This is a genomic window from Ramlibacter monticola (genome assembly GCF_016722785.1).
GTDB lineage: Bacteria > Pseudomonadota > Gammaproteobacteria > Burkholderiales > Burkholderiaceae_C > Ramlibacter > Ramlibacter monticola.
In genome coordinates this window covers 528324-550963 of record NZ_JAEQNE010000002.1, presented here as the reverse complement: position 1 = coordinate 550963, position 22640 = coordinate 528324, and the positions used below count along the sequence as shown (strand labels likewise).

The following is a 22640-nucleotide window of genomic DNA, read 5'->3' as shown; positions in this document are numbered from 1 at the left end:
TTTGCTGTCAGAGGTGCGCCCTGACCGATCCGGCAGGCGGATGCGCTGGTGCGAGCTCATCTTGTCGACCGTCTGCTGCCACTGATGGCTCGCGGCCTGAACTACCGGGTTCTACATATTCCATTCAAACCAATGGAGCAAATTGTGGGATGTATTGGAAAGTCGGAAGTCGCCAAGAAGATCGGGGTGAAGATCCGGAAGCTGGAGTACATGATCCGCGAGGGCGAGTTCCCTCCAGGGGTGCAGATCGGCAAGAGCCTGCAGTGGCTGGAAGAGGTTGTGGACGCTTGGCTGGAGAGGGCCTTTGCGCCCCAGCGGGAATGGATGCGCAACGGGTCCGTGGTGTCAGAGGGGGGGACGGCCGAATGCGCGCCTGGACTCGCGCCGGTGACACCTCAGGCGCCGACTGCCGCGGTCGAGGCGGTGAATTCAGGCGCACGGGTTATCACCACGGCGCTCAGTGCGGCCGGCGTACCCGCTCCGGTTCGCCTCGTCTGACATAGGGGTAATGGCGGCCGGTGAACCACCGGCCGCTGCCGTGCTGACGGCGACCAGCAAAAGAAGGCGCGCGCTGATCGGGGCTGGGGCCTCGTGAGAAATCAAGTGCCGATCTCGCCGAAGAGCCGAGCTAGCGGCTTACACCTTCGTGGCGAAGGGGCATCACCTTGGACCTGAAGTTGTGGGGCGCTGCCTCACTGCCGCTCGAAGTGCAAGGCTCGCTCGCTTACGTCGGGCTCAGCCGCATGCGCCGAATGAGCATGTCGACGGTCTCCTGCGCCTTCTGGATGGCTTGATCGGTCGCCCGGCTGTCGGCACGAACGGCGTTCAGCCGTTGCGCGCGCCGCCGGTTCATTTCCTCCTTCGCGCTGCCCTGGATCGGTGGCGGCAGGTCGCCGCGCTGAGTGGCCGACGACTCCGCACGATCGAGGGCCTCCAGCACGTCTTTGCCTACGAGGTTCACATAAACCTGAGCCTGGCGGGGCGACTTATGCCCCAGGAGCTGCTGAAGGACGTGCGCGGTGATGCCCTTTCGGACGTAGTAGGTGGCGCCGATGTGCCGCAGATCCTGGAACGTAAGGTGCGGAAGGCCCGCACGAGCGCGGGCGGCATCCCAGGCGTTGTCCACGGCACTGGGTGTCATCGGGAAATATCGGCCGTCCTCGCTGACAGGAACCCGCCGAAGGATCTCTACGCCGCGGTGGCTCAGGTGGATGACCACGTCCCCCGTCTTGCTGCGCAGGTGGGCCGTGCGCGCATCCAGGTCCACGTCCTCCTCCCGAAGCCTCAGCAGGGATTCGCGCCTTGCCAGGGTGGAAATCGCCGCCTCTACCAGCAGGGGGAAAAGCGGGTTGTCGCATCTGGCGAGTGAGGCCTGAAGGGCCTCCTCGTCCTTCTTCGTGAATTTGACGAACTTCATTATGGGCGTCGCCAGCTTGATGCCCACGGCCGGATTGGTGAAGCCAATCCAGTTCCACTTGGCAATGGCTTTGTTGAACATCGCCTTGAGCAGGGCGATCTCCTTCTGGACCGTGCTGCCGGACAGCCCCTCCTGCTTCATCAACGAGTCGAAGGACTCGAGCTTCGCCTTTGTGATCTGGCTCACGCGGGTGTTCGCCAGTTCGGCGATGGCCTTGTACGTTCCCTCGCGAAGGGCGAGCCGTTTGCCTCGGTGCTCTTCGAACCCGCAGGGCAGGTCCTGCTCCTGCCGCCAGTCCACTTGGACCAGTTCCTTGCGCCCTGCATTCTTCACCACCTTGAGCAGGGCAAAGCCGGCGCCTTGGAGATAGTGGCCGATCCGGTTCAGCTCGGCGGCGGCGCCCCCCTTGTTGATGGTGTAGATGTGCGCGTAGTGCCACATCATCTCCGCCAGGGTGCACTGCGTCGGGCCGCCGAGCTCCGGTCGTGCGGCGTCCTTGGCCTGCGCGAGCAGTTCCCGCAGCCATTCGTCTGCGGCCGCTTCGCTCGGGAAGCTGTCCTTGAACCGGTGCTCGCCGTTGGGCAAGGTGATCTCGGCGCGGTAGCCGCCGCGGTATTGGAAGATGCTGCCGGTGCCCTTGCGGCGACGAAGCTTCTTCTTGGCAGTCTGCTGCTTGCCGCTGATCTCCCCTGAGCTGGGCGAGTGCCTAGCGGCCACGAGGGCGGCGACGGGGGTTTGTTCGAACGCGAGTTTGTTGCTCACAGGCTTCGTTTCCATGTAGGTGGGAGACGAAGCCCTAAAGCGAACGCAAGTGGCGCGAAATGTTCATTCCGTATACCACGGCGTCGCACGCTGACACTTGTCTGACGGTGTGACGCTTTTGCCCCTGATCACGACCTGCCGGCGCAGTTTTTCGAGGAATTTCGCTTCCTCAGCGCACCGGGGCGCATTCAAGGGCAATGCGTCAAGCTATCAACCAAGCTATCAGACCCGCTTGCGAGAGCCGGAAAAGACAAAGGCCTTCCGAAGAAGGCCTTTGAAATCAAGCACTTACGCCACTTGTTGGGTGGCTCCCCGACCTGGGCTCGAACCAGGGACCTACGGATTAACAGTCCGGCGCTCTACCGACTGAGCTATCGGGGAACAAGCCTTCGATTATAGGGCGATTCCGGGCCGAACCCGGAAGCTCGGCCGTTATTCAGCAAATCGTCAGTCGAACACCGGCGTCTCGACGCCCAGCACCTTGTGCAGCTTCGGGCTGGTGGTCGTGTACTGCAGGTGGATCTTGCCCTTCTCGGGGAAGACGATGGGCGCGGCGCCGAAGGCGGCCAGCGCGCACTCGTGGAAGCCGGAGAGGATCAACTTCTTCTTGCCCGGGTAGGTGTTGATGTCGCCCACCGCGAAGATGCCCGGCACGTTGGTCGAGAACTTCTCGGTGTCCACCTTCAGTTGCTTGCGCTCGATGTCCAGGCCCCAGTCGGCGATCGGGCCGAGCTTGGGCGACAGGCCGAAGAAGACCAGCAGCATGTCCAGCGGCACCGTGCGGGTGACGCCGTCGCCGCCGGTGACCTTCACCGCGGTGAGCTTGCCGTCCTTCTCTTCATGCGCGGTCACCTGGCCGACGATGAACTGCATCTCCATCTGGTCGCACAGCTCGTGCATCCGCGCCACGGAGGCGGGGGCGGCACGGAAGCCGTCGCGGCGGTGGACCAGGATCACGCTCTCGGCCTTGTTGGTGTTGCCGTCCTCGTTGCCGGGGGTGAAGTTCAGCGCCCAGTCGAGCGCGGAGTCGCCGCCGCCGACGACCAGCAGGTTCTTGCCGGCGAAATCGGCCGGGTTCCTCACCCGGTAGAACAGCTGCTTGCCCTCGAACTTGTCGAGGCCGTCCACCTTCAGGGTGCGCGGCTCGAAGGCGCCCACGCCCGCCGCGATGAAGATGGTCTTGGTCAGGAATTTCGTGCCCTTGGAGGTCTCGACGAAGAAGCGGCCGTCGCCCTGCTTCTGGACCACGCTCACGGTCTGGCCCAGGTGGAAGGTGGCGCCGAAGGGCTCGATCTGCTTGAGCAGCGCGTCCGTCAGCTCCTTGCCGGTGCACACCGGGATCGCCGGGATGTCGTAGATCGGCTTGTCGGGATACAGCTCGATCGGCTGGCCACCGGGGTAGCCGAGCGAGTCGATGACGTGGGCCTTGATCTCGAGGAGGCCGAGTTCGAACACCTGGAACAGGCCCACCGGACCCGCGCCGATGATCACGGCGTCCGTCTCGATCGGGCCGTCGTGGGCGGCAGCGGTCTTGATCACTTCTTCGTTGAGTTTCGGTTCCATGATTCCTTCAGCGGACCAGCTCCTTGAGCTTGTCCGTCTTGTCTTTCCATTCCTCCGCATCCGGCAGCGCCGGCTTGCGTTTCGTGATGCTCTTCCACCCCGGGGCGTGCGACAGGTCCGCGTTCAGCTTGGTGAACGCCACCTGGTTGGCCGGCACGTCCTCTTCCGCGAAGATCGCGTTCACGGGGCACTCGGGGATGCACACCGCGCAGTCGATGCACTCGTCCGGGTCGATCACCAGCATGTTCGGGCCCTCGCGGAAGCAGTCCACGGGGCAGACGTCCACGCAATCGGTGTACTTGCAGCGGATACAGGATTCGGTGACGACGTGAGTCATTGTTCTACGGCAGGGTTCGGGGAAACCCTTGATTTTACTGGGTCTTGGACGGATTCCTGCTGCGAGGCCCTACGGCTCCGGGGATTTGCCTTTTGTCAACCAACCAACACTGCGCCGGAGGTCTTGTGCGAGGCCGTGTCGACCAGCACCAGCGCCCCCAGCGTGCGCGAGCGGGCATAGGGCAGGGTGGCCAGCGGCTCCTGCAGGGCCAGTTCGACGTGGCCGATGCCGTTCGGTTCCAGGTGGTCCGCATCCTCTTCCGCCAGGGTGTTCACGTCCAGCTTGTGGATGATGCGTTTGACTTTTGTCTTGACCCACCGGTGACCGTGCAAGGCCCAATAGACGCGCCCGGCGACGAGCGGTTCGTCATCGAGCCACGCGATGGTGGCGCGGATCTCGCGCGCCGGCGCGAAGGCGCCGGGGGCCAGCAGCCAGTCGCCGCGGGACACGTCGACTTCGCGGTCCAGGATGATGCCGGCGCTGTGGCGGGCGCCGATCTCGGTCGGCTGGCGGGCGTGGTCCAGCACCTGCGCCACCTTCGCGGTCTGGCCGCTCGGGAGCACGGTGATCTCCTGGCCCGGCTGCACGCTGCCGGTCGCCACGCGGCCCCAGAACACGCGGCGGCCCTGCGAGGTGTCCGACGAGGCGGAGAACTTCTCCACCCACTGCACCGGGAAGGCGAAGGCCTCGGTCGTTTCGGCCGGCGTCACATCGAGCTGCTCCAGCAGCGTCAGCAGCGACGGGCCCTGGTAGCCGCACCAGCCCGCCACCGCCTCGACCACGTTGTGGCCCTTGAGCGCGGAGATCGGCACGATGGCGCGGGCATGGATGCCGGCGGCTTCGGTGAAGCGCTCCAGCGCATCCCGGATGTTGGTGAAGGCGACAGTCGGATCCTCCACCGCATCGAGCTTGTTGATCGTGAACACGATCGCGGGCACGCGCAGCAGCTTGCACAGCAGGGTGTGGCGGCGCGTCTGCGGCAGCAGTTCCAGGCCGGGGTTCTGCCATTTCAGCTTGGTGGCGTCCACCAGCACCACGGCGGCGTCGGCGCCGGAAGCGGCCGTCACCATGTTGCGCGTGTACTGCTCGTGGCCGGGCGCGTCGCCGATGATGAACTTGCGTGCCGGGGTGGCGAAGTAGCGGTAGGCCACGTCGATGGTGATGCCCTGTTCGCGCTCGGCCGACAAGCCGTCGGTCAGCAGCGCGAGGTCGGTCTCGCCGGATTTCGAAACGGAGGCGAGCTGGTCCTGCAGCACGGCGCGGCTGTCCACCAGCAGGCGGCCGATCAGGGTGCTCTTGCCGTCGTCGACGCTGCCGCAGGTGATGAAGCGCAGCGCGGCGTCGTGGTCGGTTACGGTCACGGTCATCAGAAATACCCGTCCTTCTTGCGCTTTTCCATGGAGGCGTCGGAGGTCTTGTCGTCCATCCGGGTCGCGCCCCGCTCGCTCACTTCGGCGGCCAGGGTCTCGGCCACCACCTCGCCGGCATTGGCGGCGGGGCTGGGCACCGGGCAGGTGCAGGTGATGTCGCCCACCGTGCGGAAGCGCACGGTGCGGGTCACGACCTCTTCGCCGGCCCGGGGCGGCGTGATCTCGGTCACCGGCACCAGCAGGCCCCGGCGCTCGACCACCTGGCGCTGGTGCGCGTAGTAGATCGAGGGCAGCTCGATGTGCTCCCGCTCGATGTACTGCCACACGTCCAGCTCGGTCCAGTTGGAGATCGGGAACACGCGGAAGTGCTCGCCGGGCTGCAGGCGCGTGTTGAACAGCGTCCACAGTTCCGGCCGCTGGGCCTTCGGCTGCCACTGCCCGAAGCTGTCGCGGTGGGAGAAGATGCGCTCCTTGGCGCGGGCCTTTTCCTCGTCGCGGCGGGCGCCGCCGATCAGCGCGTCGAAGCGGAATTCCTCGATCGCCTCCAGCAGCGTCACCGACTGGTGCGCGTTGCGGCTCTCGTCGGGGCGCGCCAGCCGCACCGTGCCGCGCCGCATCGAATCCTCCACGCTGCGCACGATCAGTTCGGCGCCCAGTTCCTGCGCGCGGTGGTCGCGGAACTCCGTGACCTCCCGGAAGTTGTGGCCGGTGTCGATCATCAGCAGCGGGTAGGGGATGCGGCCCGCGCCGAAGGCCTTCTCGGCGCACTTCAGCAGGACCAGCGAATCCTTGCCGCCCGAGAACAGCAGCGTCGGCCGCTCGAAGGCGCCGGCCACCTCGCGCAGCACGAAGATCGCTTCTTCCTCGAGCGCGTCGAGATGCCGGTTGCTGATGCGGCCCAGCAGCTGGGGTTCCGTGCGTGCATTCATGCGGCGACCTTTTCTTCCTTGTTCACGTGCAAGCCGCGCTCTTTGGCGGCCTCGTTCTGGCTTCGGCTCACCTTGCCTCCGCAAAGCGACCCTGCGCCGAAGCGGCGATCGGCGAGCTCTCGCTCGCCTGCGGCTGGACATGCAAGCCGCACTCCTTCGTCGTTTCGCCGCCTTCCCACCACCAGCGCCCGGCCCGGAAGTCCTCGCCCAGGCTGATCGCGCGCGTGCAGGGCGCGCAGCCGATGCTGGGGAAGAACTGGTCGTGCAGCGGGTTGTAGTCGACCCCGTTGGTGGCGATGTAGTGCCACACGTCGCCCCAGGTCCAGTTGGCCAGGGGATTGAGCTTGGTGCGGCCGTTCTTCGCCACGTCCGCCGTGTCGACCAGCGGCACCTCGGCGCGCGCGGCGGACTGCTCGCGGCGCAGGCCCGTGATCCAGGCCTTCTGCCCCGCCAGGGCGCGCTCCAGCGGCTCCAGCTTGCGGATGTGGCAGCAGCCCTTGCGCAGTTCGATGCTCCGGTACATGGCGTCCTTGCCTTCGCGCTCGACGAACTGGACGACCGCTTCCTGCACCGGGCGGTAGACCTCCACCGGCGCGCGCGACGCGGCCTGGGTGCGCGCCAGCAGGTCCAGCGTCTCCTGGTGCAGCGCGCCGGTCTCCAGCACGAACACCGGGATGTCCAGTTCCAGCGCGTTGATCAGGTGCGTGATCACGACGTCTTCGGCGCCCAGGCTGGAAGCCTGCTTGAGGGGCGTGAACTCCGAAGCCGCCTGGATCAGCAGCTTCTGCGTCTCGGCGAGCCTGGCCTCGTAGTCCTTCGAAGGCCGCGCGTGCAGGTCGATCGCTCCCATCTCAGCTCCGTGCGAAATGGGGCGCCTGCTCGACCACGTCCGCCTGGTAGAACTCGGCGTAGCGCTCGAACTGGCGCTGCACGTCGGCGACGTCCTTGCCTTCCTTCAGCACGGCGCTGGAAAAACCGGTGCGCTGCATCTGCACGACCTGGTCGACCAGCACGTCGCCGGTGGCGCGGATGTCGCCGGCGAACTTGCGGCGGCGGCGCAGCAGGTAGGCCTGGCTGAAGGCGCGCCCGTCGCTGAACTTCGGGAAGTTCAGCTCGATGCGGTCCACGCCTTCCAGCGGCACCTCCAGCACGTCGGCGTCGTTGGTGACGCTCAGCACGTTCACGTTCTCTTCCGGCCGGACCTCGCCGGCCTGCAGGATCTGGATCAGTCGTTGGGTCACGCGGTTTCCTTTTCCACGAGGCGGCAGGCGTTGGCGGCAGCCTTGAAAGGCTCGTGGCCGACGCGGCGCAGGGTGGCGATGAAGGGTTCGTGCCTGCCGTCGCCGGCGCCCTGGCGCAGCTGGCGGTAGGTGTCGATCAGGGCCTCGATCACGGCCGGCACTTCCTCCTTGGCGAAGGAGGGGCCGATGATCTTGCCGGGGCCGGCGGGGCCGGACAGGTGCGAGCCGTTGGAGCCGCCCAGCGTGATCTGGTACCACTCCTGGCCGTCCTTGTCGACGCCGAGGATGCCGATGTGGCCGGCGTGGTGGTGCCCGCAGGAATTGATGCAGCCCGAGAAGTTCAGGTCGATCTCGCCGATGTCCCATTCCTCGTCGAGGTCCTGGAAGCGCTCGGTGATCGCCTCGGCGATCGGCAGCGAGCGCGCGTTGGCCAGCGAGCAGAAGTCGCCGCCCGGGCAGGCGATCATGTCGGTCAGCAGGCCGATGTTGGCACGCGCCAGGCCCAGCTTGCGGGCCGCGGCCCACAGCTCCGGCAGGTCTTCCTGGTGCACCCAGGGCAGCAGCAGGTTCTGTTCGTGCGTGAGGCGCGCCTCGCCGTACGAGAAGCGGTCGGCCAGTTCGGCGACCGCGTCGAACTGTTCGGCGTTGCAGTCGCCGGGGTTCTGGCCCAGGCGCTTGAACGACAGCACCACCGCGCGCAGCTCGGGGTTGCGGTGCGGCAGCACGTTGCGCTGCAGCCAGCGGTCGTACTGCGGGTCGGCCTCGGCGTCGGCGCGGATGATCTCGTGCACGCGCTGGGCGGCGGCGTCGCGCTGCGCCCGCCGGATCTCGGGCGCGACGAAGTACGCCGAGACGCGATCGAGTTCGGCCTGCGTGATCGTGTGCGGTGCGCCGTCGATCTCGACGATCTGGCGGAATTCCTCTTCCACCTTGTCGATGTACTTCTGGCCCTCGGCCTTCACCAGGATCTTGATGCGGGCCTTCCAGACGTTGTCGCGGCGGCCGTACTGGTTGTAGACGCGGATGCAGGCCTCGAGGTAGGACAGCAGGTGCTTCCACTCGACGAACTCGCGTACCACCGTGCCGATGATCGGGGTGCGGCCCATGCCGCCGCCCACCATCACCTTGAAGCCCAGCTCGCCGGCTTCGTTCTTCAGCAGCTGCAGGCTGATGTCGTACCAGCCCAGCGCGGCGCGGTCTTCCTTCGCGCCGTTGAGGGCGATCTTGAACTTGCGCGGCAGGAACACGAATTCCGGGTGCAGCGCGGCCCACTGGCGGATGATCTCCGCGAACGGGCGCGGATCCGCGTACTCGTCGACGGCGATGCCGGCGAGCGCCTCGGTGGTGATGTTGCGGATCGCGTTGCCGCTGGTCTGGATGCCGTGCATGTTCACGCCGGCCAGCAGCTCCATGACCTCGGCCGCCCGGGTGATCGGGATCCAGTTGAACTGCACGTTGGTGCGCGTGCTGAAGTGGCCGTAGCCGTACTTCAGTTTCGTCACGACCTGCCGGTCCGTGCCCGGGATCGGCACCGGGCCCAGCCCGAGCTGCTTTTCCTGCGCCTCGGCCAGCAGCTCCGGCGTGGGCTGGTCGTATTCCCGCGCCACCCGGGCCAGCGTGCGCAGCTGCAGGCTGGAGATCTCGCCGTACGGCACGGAGATGCGCGTCATGGGCGCGTAGCGCTGGATGTACCAGCCGTTCTGCAAGCGCAGCGGACGCAGCTCTTCGTCCGTGAGCTTGCCTGCCTGCCAGCGCTCGAGTTGGTCGCGGAACTGGGCGGCGCGGTTGCGCACGAACTGCCGATCGAATTCTGTGTATTGGTACATGAGGGCGGGACGTGGACGGTCCCCTGGAGGGCACCGGAGCCGTGACTTTAGGAAACGGCCATATGAAACCGAACTATTTTTTTCTTAGCCTCTTATGCGGATAAGCTTATGCAGCCCTCGCGATGCGGGCTGGCGCGGCATTTTCCTCGATGTCCGGATAAGCCCCGTTCGAGGGAACTGTCGAGCGAAGGATAATGGAGGCCTCACTTCCAAGCCCCATGGCCCAGCGCGTCTACATCAAGGTGGTCGGTTTCTCGGACGAGGAGCGCCACGCCCTCAACACCGTGTTCCGGCTCTCCGAGCAGTGCCTCACCATGTACCAGCTCTGGACGCCGACCGCGCCCGAGCCGCCGCGGGTGGCCCTGATGGACGCCCAGAGCTGGGAGGCGCGGGTCGAAGCGGAGTCGCCCCTGCACCGCGACCTGCGCATCCTGTGGATCGGCGCCAGCCCGCCGGATTCCGTGTGGCGGGCCCTTCCCCGGCCGCTGGCCTGGCCCGACGTGATCGAGGCGCTGGACCAGCTGTTCGCCCAGGATTCCGGCCCGGACGGGGACGTCGACCCGGGCCCCGACTCGGTCATGTCCCAGAAGCAGGCGCTGATCGTCAGCGCCGATCGCGAGCAGCGCCTCTATCTGAGGGCGCGCCTGGCGCTGGCCCGGCTCACCCAGGCCGACGAAGCCGAGACCGCGGCCCAGGCGCTGGAACTGGCCCGGGGCCGCCACTACGACCTGGCGCTGGTCGACGGCCGGCTGGTCGATTGCGATCCCTGGGGCCTCGTGCGGCAGTTGCGCCAGGGAGCGAACGCGATCCGGCACCTGGCCATGACGCAAGCCCAGCGCACGGCCTCGGAGCGCGCACGCGCCTGGCTGGCCGGAGTGGACGAGCTGCTGGAGGACCCGCCGCATCCGGGACGGCTGGACGCGTGGCTCAGCCGGATCGAGCTCGGTCCTGCCGCCTGAGGTCGATCGCCTGCGCCAGCCGGTGTTCGACCGGCAGCGGCTCGCGGTGCAGGCGGGCCGCGATCCATTCCCCGCACAGGGCCGCGAAGGTCAGCCCGCGCGAGCCCATCGCGGTGCTCACCCAGAGCCCCGGCTCCAGTTCGCCCGCCAGCGGGCGGCGGTCCGTGGAGGCGCAGCGCACGCCGCTCCAGGAACGGGTCTCGCGCCGCTGCATCGCGCTTTCCACCGCCTGCGCGGCCTTCGGAAGCATCTGGCGCACCCGTTCGAGGTTGGCGGCGTCGTCCTCGCGGCGCAGCGTTTCGTCGGCGTCGCCCCGGCCGTAGGTCGAGCCGGTGATCCAGGCATCGCGCTCCAGCAGCGGCACGCGCGGCAGGAAGTGGCCGTTGCCGTTGACCGGGAAGGGGGGAAGCTGCGCGGCGTCGTCGGCATGCGGGCCCCAGGTGACCTGTCCCCGCACGGGGTTCAGCTGCAGGCGCTGTTCCAGCAGCGGCGCGCTCTCGTGGGCGGCGGCCACCACCACGAGGCTCGCCTGCGCCAGGGTCGCCCCCGCGGCGTCTTCCAGCCGCCAGCCTTCGCCCTGGCGCGCCAGGCGCGCCACCTTGCGGCCGCCGCAGAAGCGCACGCCCGGCGTGCGCAGCCAGGCACGCACCAGGGCGGCCGGCTCGATCCAGGCGGCGTTCTCGTGCCACCAGGCGGGCTGGTCGGGCGCGATCCCGGCGGCCTGCTTCTGCGCCGCGCTCGCTTCGCGGCTCCACACGGCCAGCGGCTCGCCCAGGGCGGGCAGCGGCCGGCGATCGTCGCCGCGCCACTCCAGCGCGCCGGTGCGACGCCATTCGAGGCCGTCCGCCAGCCGCGCCTGGGCTTCCTGCAGCGTGATCCGCACGCCGGCGCGCGACAGGCGCGACAGAGGGTTGTCGTCGGGCGACTGGTGCGGCGCGAGCAGGCCGGCCGGCAGGTCCGAGGCACCCGTCGCGGGGCCGGCGGCGGTGTCGAACACGCGCACCGACCAGCCGCGCCGGGCCAGGCTGGCGGCGACGGCCGACCCGGCGAGTCCGCCGCCGATGACGATGCAGTCGCGCGCCCCGGCCTCGACTTCCGTCTCCAGGCCCTTCACCTCCCACGCGGGGTCGTAGCGGCCCGCCAGGCATTCGCGCTTGGGCGGCAGCCCGGCGCGTCGCTCCAGCTGCCAGCCGCAGGACTGCAGGTCGCGCCGCAGCTGGCCGGCGACCGACCAGGTCGCCAGTGCGGTGCCGCGGCCGCACAGGCGCGTGACGCCCTTGAGCGTGTCGAGGCTCCACATCTCCGGATTGAGTTCGGGGTCGAAGCCGTCGAGGAAGACCGCGTCGGCGCGGAACGCCTGCTCCCGCAGCATGGACGCGACGTCGCCCACACACAGCGTGAGCAGCACCCGGCCTTCGGCGAAGGCCAGGCGGTGGAATCCGGGCGTCAGGCCCTCCCAGCGCGCGGCCAGTTCCCGCGCCAGGGGCAGCAGGCCCGGCTCGTTTTCGGCGCTGCGCAGCAGGTCGTCGGCCGCGACCGGGAAGGCCTCGATCGAAGCGAAATGCAGCATCCCCGGTCGCTGCGGGTCCTGCAGCCAGGCCAGCCAGGTCGCGAGGAAGTTGAGTCCGAGGCCGAATCCGGTCTCCAGCACGCGCCAGCGGGCGCGCCCGGCCCAGGCCGCGGGCAGGCCGCAGCCTTGCAGGAACACGTGGCGGGCCTGCGCCAGGCCGCCGCTCGCGGAACGGTAGCGGTCGCCGAAGCGCGGGCTGCGGGGAGTGCCGTCGTCGTCCCAGGCGACGACTTCGCTCATGAACCTACTGGCTCGGGGGCACGTAGCCCGCCGCCTGGTCGGCGCCGGCGCCGAAGAAGTGGTTCTCCATCTGGCGCTTCAGGTACTCGCGGGCGCGCTGGTCCGCCAGGTTCAGGCGGTTCTCGTTGACCAGCATCGTCTGGTGCTTCAGCCAGTCGCCCCAGGCCTGCCTGCTGACGTTCTCGTAAATGCGCTTGCCCAGTTCGCCCGGGTAGGGCGGGAAATCGAGGCCTTCGGCCTCGCGGCCCAGCTTGATGCAGTGGACGGTGCGTGGCATGTCACGCCTTCCTTTGAATTGCTTGTGCGGATGTGCGGGACTGTAGCAAGTTTCCGCAGGGACCCCGGCGTGACCTCACTCCAGCAGCGACAGGGCGCCGTCCTTGTACGTGAACAGCGTGGTCGCGGCGTCCTTCAGTTCGCCGTTGGGCTCGAACCGGATGTTGGCCGTCACGCCCTGGTAACTCGTCTTGAGCAGCTCGGGAACGTAGGCCTTCGGGTCCCAGGAGCCCGCGCGCTTCATCGCGTCCACCAGCACGAACACCGCGTCGTAGGTGTACGGGCTGTAGGTCTGGAACTGGCCGGGAAACTTCTGGTCGTATTTCTGCTTCCACGCCGTGCCCCCCGGCATCTTGGCGAGGGAGGCGCCGCCCACGGCGCAGACCACGTTTTCCAGCGTCTTCGCATTGCCCGACAGCTTGCCGAGCGTGGGCGTGCAGATGCCGTCGCCGCCCAGGTACCGGGCCTTGCCCATGCCCAGCTGCTCCATCTGGCGCAACATGGGGCCGGCCTGGGGATCCATGCCGCCATAGAAGATGGCGTCGGGGTTCTTGGCCTTGATGGCCGTGAGGATGGCCATGAAGTCCGTGGCCTTGTCGTTGGTGAACTGTTCGTCCACCACCTGCAGGCCCTTGGCCTGCGCGGTCTGCTTGAACACCGCGGCCACGCCCTGGCCGTAGGCGCTGCGGTCGTCGACGACCGCCACCGTCTTGAGCTTCAGCGTGTCGACCGCGTAGGCGGCCACGGCGGCGCCCAGCGTGTTGTCGTTGGCGATCAGCCGGTAGCTCGTGTTGTAGCCCGCCTTGGTCAGCGCCGGGTTGGTGGCCGAGCCGGTGATGTGGGGGATGCCGCAGTCGTGGTAGACCTTGGAAGCGGGAAGGGTCGTGCCGGAGTTCTGGTGGCCTACCACGCCGGCGACCTTGGAGTCGCACAGTTTCTGCGCCGCGGCGGTGCCCTGCTTGGGGTCGCTGGCGTCGTCCTCGGCCTGGATCTCGAAGCGCACCGGCTTGCCGCCGATGACGACCTTCTGCGCGTTGAGGTCCTCGATCGCCAGGCGCACGCCGTTCTCGGTGTCGCGGCCGTAGTGCGCCTGCGGTCCCGAGAGCGGGCCGACGTGGCCGATCCGCACCACCTGCGCGTCGCCGGATCCGGCTGCGCCCGGCGCGTTCGCCGGCGCCTGCGCGCTGACTTCCTTCTTGCCGCAGCCGGCGGTGGCCAGCAGGGTCGCGGTCACGAGGATGCCCAGGGACAGGTTCGCATTCATTGGAAGCTCCGCTCGAAATGGCGGAATTGTGCCCCCGCGGCAAACGCCGCCTCCAAAAAGGAAGCCACCCGAAGGTGGCTTCCATGACGCGAAGGGGAAGGGGGAATCAGGCGCGGATCGCGGCCTTGCCCTCGTTGGCGGCTTCCGTCACGTGGCCGCGGATGTCCGCTTCGGCGGCGGCCAGGCCCGCGGCCTTCGCCGCATCGCCCATCGCCAGGCCCTCGGCGCGCACGAAGCGCACGTCGGTGATGCCGAGGAAGCCGAACACCGTGCGCAGGTAGCTTTCCTGGTGGTCCATCTGCGGCGCGGCGCCGTAGGCACCGCCGCGCGTGGACGCCACGATCACGGTCTTGCCGCCGGCCAGGCCGACCGGGCCGCTCTCGGTGTACTTGAAGGTGCGGCCGGCCTGCGCGACGCGGTCGATCCAGGCCTTCAGCTGGCTCGGGACGCTGAAGTTGTACATGGGCGCGCCCAGCACCACCACGTCCGCGGCGAGGAACTGGCTCACCAGCCGTTCGGACACCGCGTTCTCGCGCTTCTGGGCCTCGGTCAGCGTCGCTTCGGCCAGGCCGAGGCGGAAGCCCAGCGAGTCGCCGTCCAGGTGGCTCGGCGCCGCCACGGCCAGGTCGAGGTAGTCGACCGTGGTGGCGGGATGGGCGGACTGCCACTGGGCCACGATCCGGCGCGTCAGGTCGCGGGAGACGGAGTTGGTGCCCAGCGGGCTGGAATCGATGTGCAGCAGTTTCAAGTCGCTTCTCCGGTTGAGGAGGGCCGGATCGGCCCGTGAGAGAAGATTGTGCGGATGGATCGATGGTTTGATAAGACAGTAATTTCGGGTTAGATTGTTCCATCCATAGGACGATCAATGCAGGACCTGAACGACATGCTGTTCTTCGCCGAGGTGGTGGACCGGGGCGGCTTCGCGGCGGCCGGCCGGGCGCTGAGCCTGCCGAAGTCCACCCTGTCGCGCCGCGTCGCCGACCTGGAAAGCCGGCTCGGGGTGCGCCTGCTGCACCGGACGACCCGCAAGCTGTCCCTGACCCCGGCGGGCGAGATCTACCACCGCCACTGCGTCGCCATGCGCGAACAGGCCGAGGCCGCGGAGGAAGCCGTGCTGCACGTGCAGACCGAGCCGCGCGGCACCGTGCGCATGACCTGCCCCGTGACCCTGGCGCAGACCACCGTCGGCCCGCTGATGCCCCGCTTCCTGGCCGCGCATCCGCAGGTGCGCATCGACATGCAGGTCACCAACCGCGTGATCGACCTGGTGCAGGAAGGCGTGGACGTGGCGCTGCGGGTGCGCGCCCGCCTCGACGACAGCGGCACCCTGGTGATCAAGAACCTGGGCGAGACGCACGGCGTGCTGGTGGCGAGCCCGCAGCTGCTGGAGCGCTTCGGCGCCCCGCCGGACGTGGAGCACCTGCGCAACCTTCCGACCGTGGCGATGTCGGCCGCCGACGGCCGGGCCAACTGGCACCTGCTGGGCCCGCGCGGCGCCGTCCACGAACTGTCGCACCAGCCGGTCTACACGGCGGACGACCTCGTGACGCTGAAGTACGCGGTGCTGCGCGGCACGGGCATGAGCGCGCTGCCGGACTACCTCTGCCGCGAGGAGATGCAGCGCGGCGAGCTGGTGGCGGTGCTTCCGGGGTGGGCGCCGCCCGTGTCCATGGTGCTGGCGGCCTATCCCTCGCGCCGCGGCATGGTGCCGGCGGTGCGCCGCTTGCTGGATTTCCTCGGCGAGAACATCATCGGGGAGCGCATCGTGACCCGGCAATGAAGATCCTGCTGCTGTCGCTGTCGTACCTGCTGGTGTTCGGCTTCGGCTTCGGGCTCGGGGTGTACCTGTTGCCGATCCTGGCCGCTCCGCCGCCGCCCACGGTGGCCGAGGTGCAGGCCGCGTCGCAGGGCCGCATGTTCAGCGGCACCTTCCGGCGCGACCTCAAGGGCAGCGACGCCTTCCACTGGGGCGAGGGCCAGATCGTCCTGACACCGCGGGCGGCCACCTTCACCGGCAGGCTGGCGCCGGGCCCCGCCTACAAGCTGTACCTGGTGCATGGCTTCGTCGAGGACGAGGACGGCTTCCGGCGCGCGAAGGCCCAGTCGCTCGCCGTCGGCGACATCAAGACCTTCGACGGCTTCATCGTGCCGCTGCCGGCCGGCGCCGCACCGCAGGACTACGACACCGCGGTGATCTGGTGCGAGGCCTTCTCGCGCTTCATCACTGCTGCGAAGTACCGGTGAGCTCGCTGGCGGCACCGCCGTCGGCCAGCAGCATGGCGGCCTGGTAGACGTCCAGGTACTGCGTCGCGCTGTCCTCCCAGCCGAAGTCGCGCGCCATGCCGTTGGACTGCAGGCGGCGCCACAGCGGCGCTTGCCGCCAGGCCTCCAGCGCCCGCACCAGCGCGTCTTCCAGCCCCGCGGCATCGCAGGACTTCATCACGAAGCCGGTGCCGTGCGCGGGATCGGCGCCGGCGTCGGTCACCGAATCGAGCAGGCCGCCCACCGGCGCCACCACCGGCGGCGTGCCGTAGGCCTGGCTGTACATCTGGTTCAGTCCGCAGGGCTCGAAGCGCGAAGGCATCAGGAAGACGTCGGCGCCGGCCTCGATCAGGTGCGCCAGGCCCTCGTCGAAGCCGAGCGTCACCGCCACCTGCCGGGGGTGACTGCGCGCGGCTTCCGAAAGCGCCGCCTGCAGCTCCGGCGCGCCCTGGCCCAGCACCGCCAGCTGCGCGCCGGCCTTCAGCAGCCCCGGCAGCACGTCGAGGACGAGGTCGATCCCCTTCTGCGCCGTGAGGCGGCTCACCACGGCGAACAGCGGCGCGTCGCGGTCGGCCGGCAGGTGCAGGCGCTTCTGCAGCGCCGCCTTGCAGCGGGCCTTGCCCGCGAGGTCCTCGCGCGTGAAGCGGTGGGGCAGCAGCGCGTCCTGCGCCGGGTCCCACAGTCGGCGGTCCACGCCATTGAGGATGCCGCGCAGGCGCGAGGAACGCGCGCGCAGGATGCCGTCGAAGCCGACGCCGTGTTCCCGGGTCTGGATCTCGCGCGCATAGCTCGGGCTGACGGTGGTGATCGCGTCGGCGAACTGGATGCCGGCCTTCAGCATCGACAGGTCGCCCCAGAACTCGACGCCGTCGATGCCGCGCCAGTGGTGCGGGATCCCGAGCGGGTCGGCCTGGGCCATGGGGAACACGCCCTGGAAGGCCAGGTTGTGGATCGTGAGGATGCTGGCCGCGGTCGGCTCGTGCGGCGCGATCATGCGCGATTGCGCCAGGTACAGCGGCGCCAGCCCGCAGGGCCAGTCGTTGGCATGCACCACGTCCGCCACCCAGCCGCGCACGGGCGAATGCACCGTGCCGATCTGCGCCGCCACCCGCGAGAGCAGCCCGAAGCGCATGGCGTTGTCGGGGTAGTCGCGCCCCTGCGCATCCACGTAGGGCCCGCCGGGGCGCTGGTAGAGTCCGGGGCACGCCAGCAGCAGCAGCGTGACCCCCGTGGCCACCTTCACCGGCACGAGCTGCGCGGCCGGCCAGTGGCTGTAGGGCGGCAGCTCCACGCCGTCGCCGATCTCGCCGCTCACCTTCATGCCGCGGTAGGCCGGCATCAGGATGTGGACCTCGTGCCCCAGCCGGGCCAGCGTCGCCGGCAGGGCGGCGCTCACGTCGCCGAGCCCGCCGGTCTTCACGTAGGGCGCGCATTCGGGGGTGGCGAACAGGATCTTCATGCACCGTCCTCCGCATCGGCCACCAGCACCGCGAACGGCAGTCCGCCCGCGCCGGCGAACAGGCCCGGCAGGTGCAAGGTGGATTCGTCCTCGCCGGCCAGGGTGCATTCCTGGCCGGTCAGCCAGTTGCGCCAGCGGCGGAAGCGGCGGATGCCGCCGTCGCCGCCGCAACGCAGCCAGGTGTCCTGCCACAGCGGCGGCGACCACCGGGCGTCGTCGCCGCCGCACAGCGTGCAGGTCAGTCGCGCCGCCACGACCAGCACCGCCTCGCCGTCGCAGATGCGCGCGAAGGCGAGGGCATGCTCCCCGGCCGGACCCTCCACCGCGAGCTGGCAGTAGCTGCCCTGGCGGAACAGCTTGCTGCGCTCGCCGCGCAGGGCGAGCAGGCGCCAGGTCACCAGCTGCTTGATGCGGCCATCAGCCGCCTGCGCCTGCAAGGCCTGCCAGTCCTCCGCGCGCGGCCAGCCCTGGGCGTACAGGGCCCGGGCCGATTCCAGCGAGCGGGCCAGCGCCTCGTAATCCACCGGCCGCCGGTTGTCCGGGTCCACCAGGCTGAAGTTCCACTGCTCGCAGCCCTGGTACACGTCCGGCACGCCCGGGCACGTGAGCTTCAGCGCCAGCTGCGCCAGGCTGTTGCGGAAGCCGAAGGGCGCGATGCGCTCGGTGAACTTCTGCAGTTCGTCGGCGAAGGGGTTGGGGCCGGCGCGCAGCACGCCCACCACGTAGCGGTCCAGCGCGGTCTCGTACTCCTCGTCGGGGCAGACCCAGGTCGTGTGCAGCTTGGCCTCCCGCACCGCCTTCCTCATGTAGGCCTGCACCCGGTCGCGCAGGTCCGCGCGCGCGGCGTCGTCCGGCGGGGTGGCGGGCCACAGGCCGGCCAGGGTCTGGAACAGCAGCCAGATGTCGTTGGTTGAGGGCCAGGTTCCCTTGGGCGTGCGCGTCACGTACAGCTGCGCCCACACCGACAGGCGCAGCAGGCAGTCCTCCCACTGCGCCGGGATCTCGGACAGCACGTTGATCCGGGCGCGCAGGTCCTCGCCGCGCTTGCTGTCGTGCGTCGAGGTCCCGAGCAGGCAATGCGGGCGTTCCCGCTGCCGCTTCTGGTTGGCGAAATGGAAGGCCGGCACCGACACGCCGAAGCTGCGCGGATCGCCGCCCACCTCGTTGAGCGACAGCAGCGGCACGCAGCGGTAGAAGGCCGTGTCCTCCATCGCCTTGGCCATCACCGGCGCGGTGAACTGCTGCCAGCGCGCCTGGAAGCGCCGGCGCTCCCGGCGCGGCATGTGGACGGCTTCGCCTTCGCCGAGCAGCACCTCGCGCAGGTGCTCCAGCACGGTCGCCTCGGAGGCGCCCAGGCGGCGCTGCGCCGCGGCGATCGCCCAGTCCAGGTGGCGCCGGTCCATCTCGCTGGCCGGATCGTCCACGCGCAGGTAGGTGCGGTAGACCGGGAAGGCCGCCGCGACCTCGGCCATCGCCCAACGCAGGCGGTTGCGCGTGAAGTCGCAGCGCCGGCGGTTGCCGCGGGTCAGGCGGTGCAGCGCGTGGGCCAGCCAGTTCAGCTCGGAGTACAGGGAGGTCTCGATGATCAGCTTCTTGCACTGGTACAGGACCTCGTCGAAGTCCGTGGCCTGCCCGGTGAAGGCGTGGTACGCCGCGAGGATCGCGTTCTCGTTGCGCGCCTGGACGAAGACTCCGTTGACCAGGCTGCCGAAGCGGTAGCCCGTGTCGCCGTGCACGGGCCAGGTCTCCGGCAGCGATTCGTGCTCGGCCTGGATCTTCTCCACCACCAGGTACAGCGCGCGCGGCGGCTGCCCGCCGACCTCGGCCTGCGCCGCGTAGCGCGCCTGCAGTTGCTCGAAGTAGGCCTGCGGGTCCCGCAGGCCGTCGGGGTGGTCGATGCGCAGGCCGGACAGCAGGCCGTCCTGCAGCCAGTGCAGCACCTTGCGGTGCGTCGCCGCGAAGACTTCGGGCCGCTCCATGCGCAAGGCCGCCAGCGTGTTGACGTCGAAGAAGCGGCGGTAGTTGACGTCGTCGCTGGCGACGCGCCAGTCCGCCAGCCGGTAGGCCTGGGTCTCGATCAGCTGCGCCAGCGCATCGAAGCTGGCGGCGTCGCCGGCCTGGCCATTCAGGCGCAGCACGCACGCATCGATCCAGCGCGCCAGCCATTCGTGGCGCGCGGCCAGCCGGGCGAGCTGGCGCTTGTAGACGCCGCTGTCGCGCACGCGGGCCCGGCGCACCTCGGGATCGGGGTCGTCGCGCGAGGGCAGGTGGCGCAAGGCATCGAGCAGGGCCGCCACCACCGCATGGCTGTCGCCTTCGCTGTCGTCGCGGGCCGGCGGCGCGGGCAGGGCACCGAAGATCTCGGGATAGCTGCTCGGGTCGATGGGGAAGCGGTGGCCCCAGTAGCGCAGGCCGAACTCGCCGTCCGCGGCCTCGAAGTGCAGCTGGATCTCGCCGGCCTCCAGCACCTTGCCGAACTGGTCGCCCAGCACCGGCAGCAGCACGCGCCCGGCCATCTCCGGCTGGGCGGGCTTCCACTCGATGTCGAAGGTCTCCGCGTGCGGCGAGGCCCGGCCGTGTTCCAGCACGTCGAGCCACCACGCGTTGTCGGCCTCCAGCACGCCCATGTGGTTGGGCACGATGTCCAGCACCTGCCCCATGCCGTGGCGCCGCAGCGCGCCGCACATCCGGGCGTGGGCGCGCTCGTCGCCGACCTCGGGATTGAGCTCGCCGTGGTCCACGATGTCGTAGCCGTGGGTGCTGCCCGGGCGGGCGCGCAGGTAGGGCGAGCTGTACAGGTGGCTCACCCCCAGCGCCTTCAGGTAGGGGATGGCGCGGGTGATGTCCTCGAAGGTGCAGTCCTTGTGGAACTGCACGCGGTAGGTGCCGCAGGGGATGCTGGCGGTGTCGAGGGCGGGGAGCTCCAGCGCGCCTTCGTCGAGCGGCCGCGGGCCGCTGCGTTCCGCGCGCAGCACCGAGGCCAGCGAGGCCCAGCGCGCGTCGCTGGACAACCCCTCGACGGTGACGGAGAGCTTGCGCCGCCAGTTGGGGAAGCGGTCCTCGGTGGTGCCCGGCACGTTGACCTGCAGCAGCTGCCCGGTCACGTCCTCCAGCTGCACGCCCACCAGCCAGCAGGGCGTGCGGGCGAGGAAGGCATAGACCGCATCGACCAGGGCCGGCGTCGCATCGGGCAGCGAGGTCGGCTGCACGCTGGCGCCGGTCGGCAGCAGCTCCTCGCGCTGCAAGGCGAGCAGCACGCGCGCGCGGTCCTGCGCGCGCGCCAGCACCTGGGACTCGTGGGCGGATTCGTCGGGATAGAGCTTCAGCTTCGCGGCGAGCTCGATGTCCTCGCCGAGCCAGAAGCCGCGCAGCGTCGGCAGGTCGTGCGTGCTGACCACCGCCAGCGCCTTGGGCTGCCACTGCGCGGGCCGGCGGAAGCCGCCGTCCTCGTCGCGCTCGAACAGCAGCGGCTTGTACGACAGCAGGTTGCCCTCGCGCATGTGCTCCCGCATGCGCGGCGCCACGTTGCCGAGGTCCTCGCCGATCACCATGCACTGGTGGCGCTGGCTTTCCAGCGCCAGCACCCCCATCAGGTCTTCCAGCGGGTACTCCACGTAGGTGCCGCCGTCGGGGCCGGTCCAGAACAGGCGCATCAGCGCCATCACGTGGTCGAGCCGCAGGGCGCCGCTGTGCCGCATGTTGGCGCGCAGCGTGTCGATGAAGGGCTGGTAGCGGGCCTCCTTCAGCCGCTGCGGGCTCCACGGCGGCAGGCCCCAGTCCTGCCCCGTGGGCGCGAGCGGATCGGGCGGAGCGCCGGCATGCATGCCCAGCGCGTACATGCCGTGCTCCCCCCAGGTCTCGGCGCCGCCGCCGTTGACGCCCACTGCGAGATCGCAGTAGAGGCCGATCCCCATGCCGCGGGTGCGCGCGTAGCGCTGGCAGGACTCGAGCTGCACCTCGGCCAGCCACTGCAGCCAGAAGCGGTAGCGCACGTCCGAGGCGCGCTCCTGCGCGAAGGTGCGAACCGGCTCGCCATCGGGGTCGCGGTAGGCCGGTGGCCAGGCGGGCCAGCCCCACACGTGGGGATCCTGCGCATGCAGGTGTTCCTGCAGCGCTTCGAACAGCGCGTGCCGGCCGATCGTCTGCTCGCGCTCGCGCATGTAGGCGAGGAAGTGCGCGCCGCGCGAGCGGTCCTTGTCCAGTTCGTGGCGCTCGAAGTGGCGCCACAGGATGCGCAGGATCTCGTCCTTCGCGGCGGCCACCCCGGGGTAGTCGACCATCTCCGCCTCGCGCAGCAGCCTCAGCCGGTCCTGGAAGGGCTCGGACTGCACCTTCTGCACGGCTTCCTCGCAGCCGCTCAGGTCCACCAGCGTCTGGACGTCGACGTAGATCGGGTTGAGCGCCAGGCGGCTGGACGGGCTGTAGGGACTGGCGGCGGCGGGGTTGTGCGGGAACAGGGCGTGCAGCGGGCTCAGGCCGATGAACGACGCGCCCTGGTGCGCCGCGGCGTCGCAGAGCCGCCGCAGGTCGCCGAAGTCGCCGACGCCCCAGTCGCGCGAGGAGCGCAGGGCATAGAGCTGGATCGTGCAGCCCCACCACCGTTCGCCCTGCTGCAGTTCGGGGGCGACGTGGCAGGCCCGCGGGGCGACGACGACGCGGCAGAACTCCGGGGCCGGCGCGCCTTCCAGCGTGAGGCGGTAGTAGCCGGTCGCCAGGCCTTCGGGCAGCGCGATGGCCGCCTGCTGGTAGCTGCGCTGCAGCTCGCCGGTGGCGGCCTCGATGCCGTTGTCCTCGGAGGCGAGCCGCCAGCGGCAGGGGACGTCCTCGTGGCTGCTCCAGCGCAGTTCCACCCGCTCGCCCTCGCGGGTGACGTGCACGGGAGGCAGGCCCAGGAACTGCACGGCGGGCGGGGCGCCGTCGCCGGTCATCGCCGCCACGGCACGCTCCAGGACCAGGTCGGGGACGACTTCCTCCTTGCCCCAGAAGCCGTGGTAGCGGTCGGTGACGCCGAGGCGGCGTGCCCGTTCCCTCAAGGAGGCCGAGTCGGCCTCCACGACGGCGCTCACTGGGTAACCTCCCCCAGGCTCCGCACTGCGTACTCCGCCACACCTCTCACCCCACAAAAATGCTGAAGCATTTTTGTGGGGTGAGAGGCCCCCCTCCGC

Annotated in this window: 18 protein-coding genes and 1 tRNA gene; 4 read left to right on the top strand and 15 right to left on the bottom strand. The window is 69.4% G+C overall.

Annotated elements, in window-relative coordinates; translation table 11 throughout:
- Positions 1-48 precede the first annotated feature (48 nt).
- Positions 49-498: a helix-turn-helix transcriptional regulator gene (locus JJ685_RS29795; RefSeq protein ID WP_201674197.1), complete on the top strand. Its 450-nt coding sequence runs from the start codon at positions 49-51 to the stop codon at positions 496-498.
- A gap of 226 nt (positions 499-724) precedes the next feature.
- Here JJ685_RS29795 and JJ685_RS30265 read toward each other — a convergent pair whose 3' ends face one another.
- The 9 genes from JJ685_RS30265 to JJ685_RS10520 form a co-directional block, all read right to left on the bottom strand.
- A complete protein-coding gene (locus JJ685_RS30265; RefSeq protein ID WP_201674196.1) occupies positions 725-2179 on the bottom strand; it encodes a tyrosine-type recombinase/integrase in 1455 nt (484 codons plus the stop codon).
- Between the two features lie 305 nt (positions 2180-2484).
- A tRNA-Asn gene (locus JJ685_RS10555) sits at positions 2485-2560 on the bottom strand.
- 66 nt (positions 2561-2626) lie between these two features.
- Positions 2627-3742 carry an NAD(P)/FAD-dependent oxidoreductase gene (locus JJ685_RS10550; protein WP_201674195.1) on the bottom strand — a complete coding sequence of 372 codons (1116 nt, stop codon included), beginning with the start codon at positions 3740-3742 and terminating at the stop codon, positions 2627-2629.
- A 7-nt stretch (positions 3743-3749) separates the two neighbouring features.
- Positions 3750-4079, bottom strand: coding sequence for a ferredoxin FdxA (gene fdxA, locus JJ685_RS10545; RefSeq protein ID WP_201674194.1), 330 nt, complete (start codon positions 4077-4079; stop codon positions 3750-3752).
- A 95-nt stretch (positions 4080-4174) separates the two neighbouring features.
- Positions 4175-5446: a sulfate adenylyltransferase subunit 1 gene (locus JJ685_RS10540; RefSeq protein WP_201674193.1), complete on the bottom strand. Its 1272-nt coding sequence runs from the start codon at positions 5444-5446 to the stop codon at positions 4175-4177.
- On the bottom strand, positions 5446-6378 hold the full coding sequence (cysD, locus tag JJ685_RS10535; RefSeq protein WP_201674192.1) for a sulfate adenylyltransferase subunit CysD: 933 nt from the start codon (positions 6376-6378) through the stop codon (positions 5446-5448). The genes JJ685_RS10540 and cysD overlap by 1 nt, the downstream gene beginning before the upstream one ends.
- A gap of 67 nt (positions 6379-6445) precedes the next feature.
- Complete coding sequence (locus JJ685_RS10530; protein ID WP_201674191.1) at positions 6446-7228, bottom strand: phosphoadenylyl-sulfate reductase; 783 nt, start codon at positions 7226-7228, stop codon at positions 6446-6448.
- Position 7229: 1 nt separating this feature from the next.
- The gene (locus JJ685_RS10525) at positions 7230-7604 is read right to left on the bottom strand and encodes a DUF934 domain-containing protein (protein ID WP_201674734.1); all 375 of its coding nucleotides are present in this window, start codon (positions 7602-7604) and stop codon (positions 7230-7232) included.
- Between the two features lie 11 nt (positions 7605-7615).
- Positions 7616-9445, bottom strand: a complete 1830-nt coding sequence (locus JJ685_RS10520) for a nitrite/sulfite reductase (protein ID WP_201674190.1) — start codon at positions 9443-9445, stop codon at positions 7616-7618.
- 218 nt (positions 9446-9663) lie between these two features.
- On the opposite strand from JJ685_RS10520, the gene JJ685_RS10515 reads away from it, so the two are divergent.
- Positions 9664-10404 carry a response regulator gene (locus tag JJ685_RS10515; RefSeq protein WP_201674189.1) on the top strand — a complete coding sequence of 247 codons (741 nt, stop codon included), beginning with the start codon at positions 9664-9666 and terminating at the stop codon, positions 10402-10404.
- Here the strand turns inward: JJ685_RS10515 and mnmC are convergent.
- The 4 genes from mnmC to JJ685_RS10495 all read right to left on the bottom strand — a co-directional run bounded on the left by mnmC (position 10373) and on the right by JJ685_RS10495 (position 14502).
- Positions 10373-12214, bottom strand: coding sequence for an FAD-dependent 5-carboxymethylaminomethyl-2-thiouridine(34) oxidoreductase MnmC (mnmC, locus tag JJ685_RS10510; protein WP_201674188.1), 1842 nt, complete (start codon positions 12212-12214; stop codon positions 10373-10375). The genes JJ685_RS10515 and mnmC overlap by 32 nt on opposite strands.
- 4 nt (positions 12215-12218) lie before the next feature.
- Positions 12219-12491 carry an oxidative damage protection protein gene (locus tag JJ685_RS10505; RefSeq protein WP_201674187.1) on the bottom strand — a complete coding sequence of 91 codons (273 nt, stop codon included), beginning with the start codon at positions 12489-12491 and terminating at the stop codon, positions 12219-12221.
- Positions 12492-12566: 75 nt separating this feature from the next.
- Positions 12567-13754 (bottom strand): branched-chain amino acid ABC transporter substrate-binding protein, encoded by a 1188-nt coding sequence (locus JJ685_RS10500; protein ID WP_201674186.1) that lies wholly within the window; start codon positions 13752-13754, stop codon positions 12567-12569.
- Positions 13755-13860: 106 nt separating this feature from the next.
- Positions 13861-14502, bottom strand: coding sequence for an FMN-dependent NADH-azoreductase (locus JJ685_RS10495; RefSeq protein WP_201674185.1), 642 nt, complete (start codon positions 14500-14502; stop codon positions 13861-13863).
- 117 nt (positions 14503-14619) lie between these two features.
- Here JJ685_RS10495 and JJ685_RS10490 point away from each other — a divergent pair, with 117 nt between their 5' ends.
- Together JJ685_RS10490 and JJ685_RS10485 are read left to right on the top strand one after the other, a co-directional pair.
- A complete protein-coding gene (locus JJ685_RS10490; RefSeq protein ID WP_201674184.1) occupies positions 14620-15534 on the top strand; it encodes a LysR substrate-binding domain-containing protein in 915 nt (304 codons plus the stop codon).
- On the top strand, positions 15531-15998 hold the full coding sequence (locus JJ685_RS10485) for a DM13 domain-containing protein (protein WP_201674183.1): 468 nt from the start codon (positions 15531-15533) through the stop codon (positions 15996-15998). The genes JJ685_RS10490 and JJ685_RS10485 overlap by 4 nt, the downstream gene beginning before the upstream one ends.
- On the opposite strand, the gene glgA is transcribed toward JJ685_RS10485, so the two are convergent.
- Positions 15976-17475, bottom strand: a complete 1500-nt coding sequence (glgA, locus tag JJ685_RS10480; RefSeq protein ID WP_201674182.1) for a glycogen synthase GlgA — start codon at positions 17473-17475, stop codon at positions 15976-15978. The two genes, JJ685_RS10485 and glgA, sit on opposite strands and share 23 nt — an antisense overlap.
- Positions 17472-22541, bottom strand: a complete 5070-nt coding sequence (locus JJ685_RS10475; protein ID WP_201674181.1) for a malto-oligosyltrehalose synthase — start codon at positions 22539-22541, stop codon at positions 17472-17474. The genes glgA and JJ685_RS10475 overlap by 4 nt, the downstream gene beginning before the upstream one ends.
- Positions 22542-22640 lie beyond the last annotated feature (99 nt).